The sequence below is a fragment of the Microcoleus sp. PH2017_24_DOB_U_A genome, assembly GCF_020738205.1.
Lineage (GTDB): Bacteria > Cyanobacteriota > Cyanobacteriia > Cyanobacteriales > Microcoleaceae > Microcoleus.
The window spans coordinates 57,999-72,035 of the sequence record NZ_JAEQCT010000059.1; the positions used below are offsets into that span (position 1 = coordinate 57,999).

Here is a 14,037-nt window from a genome sequence, read left to right on the forward strand (position 1 = left end):
GCGCAACAACGTAGCTAATTTTCGGACATTAGCGCTAAGTGAACCTTATAGAAATATAATAGGTGAGTTTAGGAATAGCAACTAAAATATAACGATGCCAGTGACTAGGTTTATGGGCTTGTATAAAGGGGTTTAACCCCTTATGTATGACGGCATTTTTGTTAATAATTTAAGCCTTTTGGCTGGATCAGCTTAACTCAGCAATAGTTACGAAAACAAAGAAAAAAAAACTCTGTATACCTCGATATAAGGAAAAATAAAATGTTAGATAATTTCCCGGATAGGTGCATTCACGAACTATTTGAGTTCCAAGTAGAGCGATCGCCTGATGCCATTGCCGTAATTTTTGAAGGGAAGCAGCTAACTTATCAGGACTTAAACTCTCAAGCTAACCAGTTGGCACATTATCTGAAGACTGTGGGTGTTGGGCCAGAGGTATTGGTGGCAGCCTGTGTGGAGCGATCGCTGGAGATGGTTGTAGGTCTATTAGGTATTCTGAAAGCAGGGGGAGCTTATGTACCGCTAGATCCGCATTATCCGGCAAATAGACTGGCATTTATGTTGGAACATTCTCAAACGCCAGTGTTGCTTACACAACAGCATTTAGTCGAGTCTCTTCCCTCGCATCAAGCGCGTGTCATCTGTTTGGATGGGAATTTAGAAACTGTCGATCGCTCCAGAGAGGAAAATCCAGACAGTGGGGTGACATCGGATAATTTAGCTTATGTGATTTACACATCCGGCTCAACTGGTCAACCGAAGGGAGTAGCGATCGAGCATGGGGGTGCTGTCAACACTCTACTCGATATCAACCAACGCTTTGAAGTGGGAGCGGGCGATCGGGTCTTAGCTCTATCTTCCCTGAGCTTTGACCTATCGGTATATGATATTTTCGGCTTGCTGGCAGCAGGAGGAACTGTTGTAATCCCTCAAGTATCAGCAACGCCAGATCCCGCTCACTGGGTCGATTTGATAGTGCAAGCACAAGTCACTATCTGGAACTCTGCACCGGCATTGATGCAGATGCTGGTAGATTATGCCGCTGTTCATAGCAAAGATTTATCTTCGTCTCTGCGATTAGTCCTTCTCAGCGGCGATTGGATACCTTTGACTTTGCCAGATCAAATCAAAAATTTAGTTTCTAGGTGGGTGTCGGAAAGTTTAGATTTAGATATTGAACCTCAGTTGAGTAGGGCGGGCGTCCAGCCCGGCCAGTGCCTTGATTCAAGCTCTCAGCTAGACGAATCTTTAATCCCTGCTGTCATCGGCTTAGGAGGTGCAACGGAGGCTTCTATCTGGTCGATTTTATATCCCATCGAAACAATAGACCCCACCTGGAAAAGTATCCCTTACGGTGGGTCAATGACCAACCAGCATTTTTATGTGCTCGACGAAGCGATGGAACCATGTCAAGAGGGAGTAGTCGGAGAGCTTTATATTGGGGGAATTGGTCTAGCCCGATGCTATTGGCGAGATGAGGAAAAGACTAGCAAACGCTTCATCACTCATCCCCATACAGGCGATCGGCTTTACTGTACTGGCGATTTGGGTAGCTATCTGCCGGATGGCAATATCGAGTTTATAGGCCGCATCGACCACCAAGTGAAAATTCGCGGTTTCCGCATTGAACTAGGCGAGATTGAAGCGGTGCTGGGACAACACCCCGACGTGCAGGTAGCAGTGGTAGCAGCACAAGAAGATGTCCCCGGACAGAAGCGCTCGATCGCCGCTTATGTTGTTTCCAAGGTCACCGCAGAACGAATACCCTTTAAAAGCGAGTGTTTAGCAGAATTTGATGGCGATCGCTCAGTTAAGTTAGAAACAGAAGACATATCGATCAGTGGGATTGGCGCGATCGGAGTGCCAGATAATTGGTCAAAAGGTAAACGCCTGCACTTGCGCCTCGTGCTACCGGGAGATACCGAAGAGCGATGTTTTGAGGGAACTGTCGCTTGGTGTCAAGGAAATCAGGCAGGAATTGAGTTATCTCTCACAGCGAGTGAAAAAGCTGTGATTCAGCAGAGTATCGACTACCTCCTAGAAACTCAAGGATTCTTAAAATTTTTGCAACGCACGACAGCGGGCAAGTTGCGTAACTTCCTGAAAGATAAGTTGCCAGACTATATGGTGCCTTCCAGCTTTGTGTTCCTGAAAACCATGCCGCTCACGCCCAACGGCAAAATAGACCGTCAGAAGCTACTAGCGCCTGCCATTAAAATTCCCGAACTAGGACAAGATTATGTGGCACCTCAAACTCCTGTGGAAGATGTGGTGGCAGGAATCTGGGCCGAAGTTCTGGGACTAGAGCGAGTGGGTATTCGCGACAATTTCTTAGAATTGGGAGGTCACTCTCTGGTAGTCACGCAGATTGCAACTCGAATCCGAGACACTTTCCAGGTAGAGTTACCTTTGCGTACCTTGTTTGAGTCTGCCACAGTCGCCGATCTGGCTCGCAATCTGGAAATCGCCAGTCAAAAATCTCCAACACCCCAGCCTTCCTCGATTCAACCGATTTCGCGGCATCGGGACTTACCTCTATCCTTCAGCCAGCAACAACTGTGGTTTTTATGTCAACTGGCTCCCGATCTACCTTTTTATAACGAACCGATTACCATTCGCCTACCTGGTTCCGTCAACATTGCTGCTCTGGAGCGCAGCATCAACGAAATCATCAAGCGTCACGAAATTTTGCGAACGACCTTTGCTGTCGTGGATGGGCAGCCAGTGATGGTGATTCAAGATGCCTTTAATTTCATCCTGCCAGTGGTGAATATTGGGGAATTGCCAGAGGCAGAACGGGAGTCTGAAGCATTGCGGCTGGGAACTTTGGAAGCGCAGCAGCCTTTTGACCTTACCCAAGGGCCACTGCTGCGGGGTACTCTCATGCGGTTGGGCGAGGCTGATTACAGGTTGTTCCTGACCATACACCACATCGCGATCGATGGTGTTTCTTTGTACAGCTTGTTTATGAAGGAACTGGCGACACTCTACAGCGCCTTTTCTTTGGGCGGGCGATCGCCCCTGCCAGAACTGCCGGTTCAGTTTGCGGACTTTGCCTATTGGCAACGGCAATGGCTACAGCCAGAGGTGCTGGAAAACCAACTGAGATACTGGAAACAGCAACTAGCGAATCTGTCAACGCTGCAACTGCCCACAGATCGATCGCGATCGCCAATCCAAACTTTTCGGGGTGCAAGGCAATGTCTAGCGCTACCTCAAACTTTGAGCGAGGCGATCGCGAAATTGAGTCAGAAAGAAGGCGTTACCCTCTACATGACACTGCTGGCAGCGTTCAAAACCTTGCTCTATCGCTACACGGGGCAGACCGATATTGTTGTAGGCACTGTCACCGCAGGACGCAACCAGCCCGAGATTCAGCAGCTAATTGGGTGCTTCGTCAACACTTTGGTACTGCGTACCGATTTCAAGGACAACCCTACTTTCCGGCAGTTGCTCGAAAGGATGCGGGAAGTGACTTTGGAAGCATTTGCTTGCCAAGATGTGCCTTTTGAGAAGTTGGTAGAAGCACTGCAACCGGAGCGAAATTTGGGTCAAAACCCGCTGTTCCAAGTTGCTTTTGTTCTCCAACCCCCAATGTCAGGCGTTAATTCGATTCTGAATTGGAGCCAGTTAGATATTGATACTGAAACGGCAAAGTTTGATTTAACCCTGGAATTACAGGAGACATCCGAGGGCATAGTCGGTCGTTTTGAGTACAGCATAGATTTGTTTAATGCTGACACGATCGATCGGATGGTTGGACATTTCCAAACCCTGCTGGAAGGAATCGTCTCTAATCCAGAGCAAAAAATCTCAGAATTACCCCTTTTAACTGAGTGGGAACGGCAGCAGTTAGTAGCGTGGAATAATACCGCAACCGATTACCCTCAAAATGCGTGCATACACCAGTTGTTTGAAGAGCAGGTAGAGCGATCGCCAGATGCTATTGCCCTAGTATTTGAAGACCAACAACTTACCTATAAAGAGCTGAACCAACGAGCAAACCAGTTAGCGCATTATCTGGGCAAATTAGGTGTCACCGCTGAAGTAATGGTGGGAATTTGTGTAGAGCGTTCCTTGGAGATGGTAGTGGGACTGCTGGGTATTCTCAAAGCTGGCGGGGCTTATGTACCACTAGATCCAGCTTATCCGCCAGAGCGTTTGGCCTTGATGTTAGAAGATGCCCAAGTACCAGTGCTGCTGACTCAGAGGCGGTTAGTTGAATCTCTTCCCAAACACCAAGCGCGAGTTGTCTGTCTGGACACAGATTGGGAAATTATTGAGCGACAGAGTGAGGAAAATCCTGAATGCAGCTTAACCTCTGAGAACCTGGCTTATGTGATTTACACTTCCGGGTCTACAGGGAAGCCAAAAGGCGTACTTGTCGGGCATCGAGGACTATGCAACCTGGCTATAGCACAGATTCAGATATTCGACGTACAACCGAACAGCAGAGTTCTCCAATTTGCTTCCTTGAGCTTTGATGTTGCAACTTCCGATTGGGTTATTGCCTTGTGTTCGGGAGCAACTCTCTGTATCGCAATCAATAATGCTCTTTTGGCAGGTTCTGATTTGATTGAGGTATTGCGCGATCGAGCTATTACCCACATTGAATTACCAGTAGCAGTCTTGGGAGTTGTTCCTTTTGAAGAGCTTTCTACATTGCAAACAATTATTGTTGGGGGAGAAACTGTTTCCGTCGATGTTGTGGCTAAGTGGGCACCGGGTCGTCGATTCTTTAACGCTTATGGGCCGACCGAATCCACCGTTTGTGCAACGATCGCCGAATGTACCGATAGTCAAGAGCCGCCGTCCATCGGTCGCCCGATCGCCAATACGCAAGTTTATCTGTTGGATGCCCATTTGCAGCTTGTGCCGATCGGCATTCCCGGAGAAATCTATATTGGCGGTGCTGGTTTAGCGCGGGGCTACCTCAACCGACCTGAACTAACTGCGGAACGCTTTATTCCCAACCCCTTTAGCAACGAACCGGGTTCTCGCCTCTATAAAACAGGCGACTTAGCTCGCTACTTACCCGATGGCAATATCGAATTTCTAGGCCGCATCGATCACCAAGTAAAAATTCGGGGCTTCCGCATCGAATTAGGAGAAATTGAGGCGGTATTAAGCCAACACCCAGATGTGCAGGAGTCTCTAGTTATCAGCCGCTCCGATGTCTCCGGCAACCAGCGCTTAGTCGCTTATATTATTTCCAACCTCGGACTAGAACACACAGATTTCGGCAGTTGGCGAAACTTTTTGAAGCAAAAACTGCCCGACTATATGGTGCCTTCCAGCTTTGTATTTTTGCCTAATTTCCCACTTACACCCAATGGCAAAGTAGACCGTAAGGCACTGCCTGAACCAGAGGCTATTAACCCAGAGTTGTCAGCAACTTATGTGGCTCCTCAAACTGAGATAGAACAAAATATCGCTACTGTTTGGCAACAGCTATTACACTTGGAAAAAGTAGGTGTAGATGATAATTTCTTCGATTTAGGGGGTCATTCATTATTGATGGCTCAGGCTCACAGCCAACTGCGCGAAGTGGTGGACAGAGATGTGTCAATCGTTGAAATGTTTAAATATCCAACCATCAGATCTTTGGCTAAATATTTAAGTGAGGAGCCTGAAGAACAATCCTCTGTTGGGTCAAGTCAAGAGCGGATTAAAAAACAAAAAGACGCCATGAACCGCCAAAAGCAAAAACAAGCCCTAAAGGGAAAAAATAAAAATCGATAGCTCTAAATTTTCCAAATGAGGTACGTAGTTGCGCTCTTAGGTACGTTGTTGCGCTTCAGCGCTCCGGAAGGAGGCTCAAGCCCAACAACATACCATCCCGAAAGAGGGCTAAAGCCCAACAACATACCATCCTCAAAGAGGGCTAAAGCCCAACAACATACCTAAGAGGGCTAAAGCCCAACAACGTACCTAAGAGGGCTAAAGCCCAACAACGTACCGATTCAATTGTCCAAAGTATTGTTACCAGGAAAGAATCAAAATGGATAACTCTGAAAAAACCACCCAATCTTCTCTAGAAGGTATCGCGATCGTCGGCATGGCGGGTCGCTTTCCCGGCGCGAAAAATGTTGATGAATTTTGGGAAAACCTGCGTGATGGTGTTGAATCTATTTCTTTCTTCTCCGAACAAGAACTAGCATCTTTCGGGATTGACGAGTCAGTCGTGCGCGATCCACGCTATGTAAAAGCCAGAGCGGTACTAGCAGATATTGAGTTGTTTGATGCTTCATTCTTTGGGTTGAATCCTAGAGAAGCTGAAATCACAGATCCACAACACCGCTTTTTCTTGGAATCGGCTTGGCAGGCTCTAGAAAATGCGGGCTACAACTCAGAAACTTACGAAGGTGCGATTGGGGTTTACGCAGGCGCAGGGAGTTTCAATACTTATTTTTTGAATAACCTTTATCCGAATCGTCAGCTTAGAGAATCTGTGGGAGATTTCCAACTTACGATCGCCAATGAGAAAGATTTTTTGTCAACTCGCGTTTCTTATAAATTAAACTTGAAGGGGCCGAGTGTTACTGTCCAAACAGCCTGTTCAACTTCATTAGTTGCGATCGGCATGGCTTGCCAAAGTTTGCTAAATTACCAATGCGATATGGCTTTGGCTGGTGGCGTTTCTATAGGCGTCAATCAAAAGACAGGCTATTTTTATAAAGAGGGCATGATTCTTTCTCCAGACGGGCACTGTAGGGCTTTTGATGCTAATGCACAGGGAACTGTTAGCGGTAGCGGTGTGGGAATTGTGGTTTTGAAAAGATTAGAGGAGGCGATCGCAGATGGAGATTATATTCATGCGGTAATCAAAGGTTGCGCTATTAATAACGATGGTGCTGTGAAAGTTGGCTACACAGCTCCTAGTATAGACGGTCAGGCACAGGCGATCGCAGATGCCTTAGCAATAGCCGAGATTCCCCCTGAAACCGTCAGCTATATAGAAGCTCACGGAACTGGAACACCCCTCGGCGATCCGATCGAAATCGCTGCGCTGACGCAAGCTTTCTCTGTGGATACTAAGAAAAAAGGCTTTTGTGCGATCGGTTCGGCCAAAACCAATATCGGACATTTAGATACTGCGGCTGGTGTTGCTGGCTTAATCAAAACTGTCCAGGCTCTCAAACACCAGCTAATACCCCCTAGCTTGCATTTTGAACAGCCAAATCCTCAGATTGATTTTGCCAACAGTCCTTTTTATGTCAATACCCAACTTTCCGAATGGAAAGCAGGTAAATCACCCCGTCGTGCTGGAGTTAGTTCTTTTGGCATTGGTGGAACTAATGCTCATGTAGTTCTTGAAGAAGCGCCTATTGCAGAAGCATCAGGAGAATCTCGCCCATCGCAACTATTAGTTATCTCGGCAAAAACTAGCTCTGCACTTGATAGTGCTACTGCCAACTTAAGCAAGTATTTGAAACAAAATACCGATGTAAATTTTGCTGATGTGGCTTACACGCTGCAAGTCGGCAGAAAGGCTTTTAACCATCGACGCATAGTGGTTTGCAATGACAGTCAAGATGGTTTTACAGCCCTTGAGAATCTCGATTTAAAACGAGTTTTTACCAACTTCCAAGAGTCGAAAAATTCACCTGTCGTATTTATGTTTTCAGGACAGGGTTCGCAGTACATCAATATGAGCTTGGAGGTTTACCAAGTTGAACCAACATTTCGCGAACAGATCGATCTATGTTCGGAAATTCTGAAACCTTACTTGGGCATTGACTTGCGCCACGTACTTTATCCAAGCGCAGCAGAAGCAGAAGCAGCTACCAACCAACTAACACAGACTGCGATCGCACAACCTGCACTATTTGCGATCGAATATGCTTTAGCTAAATTGTGGATGTCTTGGGGAGTGCATCCTCAAGCAATGATTGGTCATAGCATTGGCGAATATGTAGCAGCTTGTTTGGCTGGTGTGTTCTCCTTGGAAGAGGGCTTATCCTTGGTAGCTGCACGAGGTAAATTGATGCAACAACTGCCTGCTGGTTCCATGCTTGCAGTGCCACTGACAGAACAGCAAGTCAAACCCTTACTCGGCAATAAGCTGGATCTAGCTGCGATCAATGGAGCATCTATAAGCGTGGTTTCAGGTGCCACCGAGGCCGTAGATGAATTGGAACAAAAACTAAAAGAAAAAGGTGTAGAGTGTCGCAGGTTGCACACATCCCATGCCTTTCATTCACAAATGATGGAGCCAATTTTAGAGCCATTTACCGAACAGGTGAAAAAAGTCAAGCTCAAATCACCAAAAATTCCCTACATATCCAATGTTACTGGGAATTGGATTACAGCGGAAGAGGCGACAAGCCCCAGTTATTATGCTCAACATCTGCGTCAAACAGTAAGGTTTGCAGAGGGTTTACAACAGCTATTAAACCAGCCCAATCAAATATTGCTAGAAGTGGGTCCCGGACGGACATTGAACACGCTAGCAAAACAACATCACAATAAGCCTTCTGAACAGATTATACTTTCTTCATTGCGCCATCCGCAAGACCAAAAATCAGATGTAGCTTTCTTACTTACTACATTGGGTCAGCTTTGGCTAGGAGGAGTACAAATAGATTGGTCTCAATTTTATGCTGATGAGCAGCGTTATCGTCTCCCATTGCCAACCTATCCGTTTGAGCGCCAACGTTACTGGATTGAACCACCAGGAATCGAGCAACCGATTAAAATTGGATCTTTACCCGATGACAATTCCCCAAATGTAGATTCAGCACAACTCCATTCTCGACCGAATCTACAAAATACTTATAGTGTTCCTAGAGATGAAATGGAGCAAACTATTGCTACGATATGGCAAGAATTTCTAGGGATTGAACAAGTGGGAATTGATGATGATTTTTTTGATTTAGGGGGGGATTCATTATTAGCAGTTCAACTAATAACTAAGTTAAACGAAAAACTGCAAAAAAACTTGTCTCCCCACAGCCTGTTACAATCATCAACTATTGCAGCTTTGGCTGAATTAATTAAAGATGATTCCGGGTTGTCTGCGAGTGATAATCAGCAATCCCAGTCAGCTTCGGAGTCCTTATTAGTGGAGATTCGGCGGGGGAGTTTGAAACAACCTTTGTTTTTAGTGCATCCGGTAGGCGGACACGTTTACATTTATCGGGATTTGGCACGTTATCTCGGTTCAGAGCGGCCTATTGTGGGAATACAAGCACCTGCTTCGGTTGATGAAACAGATGCCTGTACTACAGTTGAGGAAATGGGAACTCGCTATATCGAAGCTTTGCAGATTCGCCAACCTGAAGGGCCCTATTTCCTAGGAGGTTCTTCCTTTGGTGGCACAGTTGCTTTTGAGATGGCGCAACAACTGAATGCGATCGGTCAAAAAGTAGAATTGCTAACTCTGATAGATACTCCTGGGCCCGGTCAAATGCCTGTTTTAGCGACAGAAGATGATACAGCAATTCTGGTTTATATACTAGGTGTTGGTTTCGATCTGTCTCTTTCTTTGGATGTCCTCCAACAGCTTGAGCAAGATGAGCAACTTCTCTACTTTTTAGAGCAAGTAAAGATTGCTAATAGGGTAGTTCCTCCCGATTTTGGATTGCCTGAGATTCGTCACTTTCTTCATCTGTTTAAAGTACACGGTCAAGCTATGCGAAATTACATCCCTCAAGCTTATCCGGGTCGAATTATCTTTTTTCGTGCTAGCGAACAAAATGAAGTTAATCCTAAAAATCCTGAATTGCCATGGATTGAGGTGGCTGGGGGAGGGATAGAGGTTCGAGAGGTGCCGGGAAATCATATTACTATGAATTACCCTCCTCATGTTCAGGTTATGGCCCAACAACTTAGAGAATATATTGATTAGGTACTGATTAGGTACGTTTTAGGTACGTTGTTGGGCTTTAGCCCTCTTTCAGAGCTCTGAAGCACAACTACGAGCCTTTCGGAGCGCTGAAGCGCAACTACGTACCTTTCGGAGCGCTGAAGCGCAACTACGTACCTTTTGGAGCGCTGAAGCGCAACTACGTACCTTTCGGAGCGCTGAAGCGCAACTACGTACCTTTTAGAGCGCTGAAGCGCAACTACTTACCTTTATGTATGAATATCGAAAATTGACGCTAGAAGAACGGGTGCAACTTGTTAATGAAAGGTTGGCTAAGGGATATCCTGCTCATTCTCCACCTCATCCAGTGCGAGATTTTGAATTTTATCATCTTACAGTTAGTTGTTTTGAGCATAAATCTCGGATTAATACTCAGGAACGCCGTCACCAACTTTTAGATTCAATTTTTGAGAAGTTTATTTCCGATGGTATCGAAATTAATGCTTGGGTAGTTTTACCGAATCATTATCATCTCTTAGTCCATCATGTTAATATGCCACAATTAAGTGTGCTATTTCGTTCGATTCACGGCCCCTTGGCTCGACAATGGAATCTTGAGGATCGTGTTACAGGTAAAGTGTGGTGTTCATTTAGCGATCGCGCTATTCGTTCCGAAAGGCATTATTATACAACTATTAATTACATCAATTACAATCCTGTCAAACATGGCTGGGCAAAATCTCCTTATGATTGGTCAGCAAGTAGCGTACATTGGTATTTAGAGTATCAAGGAAGAGAGTGGCTAAGAAGTGCATGGACAGAATATCCGGTAAGAGATTATGGAAAAGGATGGGATGATTAAGGTAGGTAGTTAAAGGTACGTAGTTGCGCTTCAGCGCTCTTAGGGCTCGCATCCCAACAACATACCAACCAGGTACGTAGTTGCGCTTCAGCGCTCTTAGGGCTCGCATCCCAACAACATACCAAAGTGCTCTTGGGGCTGAAGCCCAACAACATACCAACAACTTATAATTGAAGATTGTAATTCACAGGATAACTCATGGTTTTATATACAGATAATGCCCAACCTGAAGGCGAAAAATCATCGTCAGTGCTACTAGAAATGATGTATGGATTTAAAATATCCCAGGCTATTTTTGTAGCGGCTAAACTGGAAATTGCAGATATTCTGAGTGATGGTTCTAAGACTGCTGATGAACTTGCGGAAGCTGCTGGGGTAAATTCTCAGGGTATTTATCACCTGATGCGTATGCTAGTAAGTGTTGGTGTGTTTTCTATGGAAGATAATGATAAGTTTTGCTTGAATGCTCTGGGCAAGCATCTCTTGACTGGTACTTCTGATTCTTTGCGAGGTACGGTTCTGGCAATGGGTGATGAACTATATCAGGGATGGGGGAATTTATTGTACAGTATAAAGACGGGAGAAACGGCTTTTGAACATAGTTTTAAGATGAGTTTTTATAGCTATTTGACGCAGAATTCTGAGGCGGCTATAAATTTCAATGAGTGGATGAAGGAGACAACAAGGGAGTGGCTGCTTCCGGTGCTTGAAGCTTATGATTTTTCAGGATTTAAGACGCTTGTGGATGTTGGAGGGGGCATTGGAACTCTAACGGCTGTTATTCTGAATGCAAATCCCCAAATGCAAGCTATTTTGTTCGATCGCGAAGATGTTATTGTGGATGCACCTCAGGTTTTGCACGCGGCTGGAGTTGCAGATAGGTGTGAAGTAGTTGGAGGCAGCTTTTTTGAAGCGGTTCCGCGTGGTGGGGATCTTTACTTGCTCTCTCGTGTCCTCCTCAATTGGGATGATGAGCGTGCTATTACAATTCTTAAAAATTGCTATCAAGCTATGACAGCTAACGATCGCCTGCTGATTGTTGATTTTATGTTGCCTTCAGGCAAAATGTCGCCTTTTATTGGTATGGGTAGCCTAACTTTGTTTGTGATAGGCGGTACTTTTATGCGGAGGGAAGATGAATTTTATCATTTGCTTTCCTCTGCTGGCTTTAAAGTGACTGATACGATCGCCACAAAAGGGCCTGCAAGTGCGATCGAGGCGGTAATAACCAATCCTAGTTAGCCACTCCTTTTATGATTGGGCGGTTGAGACCGCTTGTGGACAAATGAAATGGGTGCATCTCACTTTGTACAAAGCAAAACTGAGATACTCTCAGCGAAGTCAGCCGACGCGGACTAATGAGTGCGGACTTCCTTCAGTCTTGTTGGGTAGAAAACTGGCGGGCGCCGATCGCAGAAAAGGCGATCGCAGCCACCAACAAAACAGGTATGCTGTACCAAGGAAACTTGGCGATATCGTAAGCAGCAGCCCTCAATCCAATACTGGCATAAGTCAGCGGTAACAGATAAACTATCCCTTTCAGGGCTACTGGTAGCGACGCGGGGTCGAAAAATGTCGCGCCCAAAAATGACATCGGAGTTATCAGAAAATTGTTGTACAATCCGACTGATTCGAGAGATTTTACGTTTAAACCCACTATCACTCCCAGGCCCGCAAATACAGCGGAGTTGAGAATTATCACTAACAAAAATAGCGGATGCAAAAATACTAGCTTTTGAGTAAACACAACTGCTACTAAAATCACGGAAACCGAAGTTAGCAGTCCCCGCAGTATTCCGGCTAGCATTTTGCCTGCGTGCAAAGCTAGGGGGTGTATCGGCAGCAGTAGCAATTCCTCAAATGTTTTACTAAAAAGGCGTTCGCCACAAATAGAAAATACTGCGCCTGTAAAACTTACTGTCATCGATGAAAGTGCAACCATTCCCGGCAGCATGAATTCTAGATAATTGCCACCAATTGCCGGTTTAGGCATGGAACTGCCCAACCCGAAACCAAAAGCTAGAATGTAAATTAATGGGGATGTTAAACCAGCAGCGGCAATTGGCAGGATTCGGACTCGCAAATCTAGCCATTCTCCCCAAAACACGGTCATTGTGTCTGTTAGTATAGTTTGAATTGAGTTTTGTTTCATGGTGGGCGAGGTGATTTGCATAATAGATATCAAGTTCTGTTAATTAACGGGACTAATGACCGTAGTAAAATTGGTTTGTAGTGAGGACTTTAGTCCGCATCAAAAAGGACTAAAGTCCTCACTACAAACCTTTTGGATGGCGGGTAATTGACCGGACATGATTTTACATCTTGCTCATTATCCGGTTAAAAGGTTAAATAATCAAGGCTGCTGCACTGTTCTAATTTAGTTTCAGTTAAAGGCAATGTGCCGGATTCTACTTTTTCCTGTTCTCGGTTCAACCAAATTGCTTTTAAGCCTGCGGATTTGGCGCCGCAATAATCGGCTTTGAAGCTGTCGCCGATATGCCAGACATTCTCGGCTGTGCAGTTGTGCTTTTGCAAAGCTGCGGTGAAAATTTCCGGCTGGGGTTTTGCTGCACCTACTTCGGTGGAAATTGTCACTGATGTGAAATATTCTGCTAAATTGAGTGCTTTTAATACTGGATAAAGTCGCGAGTCGAAATTCGAGACTACTGCTAATTCGATTCCTTGTTGCTGCCATTTATTTAATGCTGGGAATACGTCGGGATAGACGAACCAAGGTTCGGGGGTGGCAAAATGAGCGTAGAGTTCGGCAAAAAATTTGGGAAAGTCTGAAAATTGATTGAAAACGCCTGCTATTTGAAAAGCTTTTGCCGAAACTGCTAGCCACCACTCAAATTCTAGTTGGGGAATTTTTGCTGCTTCGATTCCTGGAAATGTCATCGGATTTGCTGAGGCGAAGCTTTGGTAAAATGCTGTATTTAAGTCTTTACTATTAACTGTTACTCCGAAGTTTTTGGCTAGTTTTGCGTAGACTTCGCCGACGCTACCGCGAACGTAAAATAGTGTGCCTGCTGCATCTAAAAAGATAGTTTTTGTCATTGGTTAGAATGAATTTGAAAACGAGTAATATAATACCGGGCGAAGGTCATTCGCGTCTACACAAACACTCACGTGCCTCCGCAGGTTGAAGAACCAGAATCAGAATAATACCGTGCGAAGGTCATTCGCGTCTACACAAACACTCACCTGCCTCCGCAGGTTGAAGAATCAGAATAATACCGGGCGAAGGTCATTCGCGTCTACACAAACACTCACGTGCCTCCGCAGGTTGAAGAACCAGAATCAGAATAATACCGGGCGAAGGTCATTAAGTTATTTTTTTCAGTCCGCGGAGGCGGACATCGTTTGT

At 45.4% G+C, this 14,037-nt stretch carries 6 protein-coding genes; 4 read left to right on the forward strand and 2 right to left on the reverse strand.

Going from position 1 to position 14,037, the window contains the following annotated elements; all coding sequences use genetic code 11:
• Positions 1–261: 261 nt before the first annotated feature.
• The 4 genes from JGK07_RS17500 (at position 262) to JGK07_RS17515 (ending at position 11,912) form a co-directional block, all read left to right on the forward strand.
• The gene (locus tag JGK07_RS17500; RefSeq protein ID WP_293224521.1) at positions 262–5,742 is read left to right on the forward strand and encodes a non-ribosomal peptide synthetase; all 5,481 of its coding nucleotides are present in this window, start codon (positions 262–264) and stop codon (positions 5,740–5,742) included.
• Positions 5,743–6,001: 259 nt separating this feature from the next.
• Positions 6,002–9,850: a beta-ketoacyl synthase N-terminal-like domain-containing protein gene (locus tag JGK07_RS17505; protein ID WP_293224523.1), complete on the forward strand. Its 3,849-nt coding sequence runs from the start codon at positions 6,002–6,004 to the stop codon at positions 9,848–9,850.
• 247 nt (positions 9,851–10,097) lie between these two features.
• Positions 10,098–10,670: a transposase gene (locus JGK07_RS17510; RefSeq protein WP_293224525.1), complete on the forward strand. Its 573-nt coding sequence runs from the start codon at positions 10,098–10,100 to the stop codon at positions 10,668–10,670.
• Positions 10,671–10,868: 198 nt separating this feature from the next.
• Positions 10,869–11,912: a methyltransferase gene (locus JGK07_RS17515; protein WP_293224527.1), complete on the forward strand. Its 1,044-nt coding sequence runs from the start codon at positions 10,869–10,871 to the stop codon at positions 11,910–11,912.
• 133 nt (positions 11,913–12,045) lie between these two features.
• Here the strand turns inward: JGK07_RS17515 and JGK07_RS17520 are convergent, their stop codons facing one another.
• Both JGK07_RS17520 and JGK07_RS17525 read right to left on the reverse strand, forming a co-directional pair.
• Positions 12,046–12,822 carry an ABC transporter permease gene (locus JGK07_RS17520; protein ID WP_293179919.1) on the reverse strand — a complete coding sequence of 259 codons (777 nt, stop codon included), beginning with the start codon at positions 12,820–12,822 and terminating at the stop codon, positions 12,046–12,048.
• 185 nt (positions 12,823–13,007) lie between these two features.
• Entirely contained in the window at positions 13,008–13,727 is a 720-nt protein-coding gene (locus tag JGK07_RS17525; protein ID WP_293179922.1) for an HAD-IA family hydrolase, read from the reverse strand.
• Positions 13,728–14,037 lie beyond the last annotated feature (310 nt).

What these genes read in the sequence shown, in the direction of transcription:
- JGK07_RS17525 (WP_293179922.1), bottom strand. Translation starts at nt 13,727, where the DNA reads ATGACAAAAACTATCTTTTTAGATGCAGCAGGCACACTATTTTACGTT.
- JGK07_RS17505 (WP_293224523.1), top strand. Translation starts at nt 6,002, where the DNA reads ATGGATAACTCTGAAAAAACCACCCAATCTTCTCTAGAAGGTATCGCG.
- JGK07_RS17520 (WP_293179919.1), bottom strand. Translation starts at nt 12,822, where the DNA reads ATGAAACAAAACTCAATTCAAACTATACTAACAGACACAATGACCGTG.
- JGK07_RS17500 (WP_293224521.1), top strand. Translation starts at nt 262, where the DNA reads ATGTTAGATAATTTCCCGGATAGGTGCATTCACGAACTATTTGAGTTC.
- JGK07_RS17515 (WP_293224527.1), top strand. Translation starts at nt 10,869, where the DNA reads ATGGTTTTATATACAGATAATGCCCAACCTGAAGGCGAAAAATCATCG.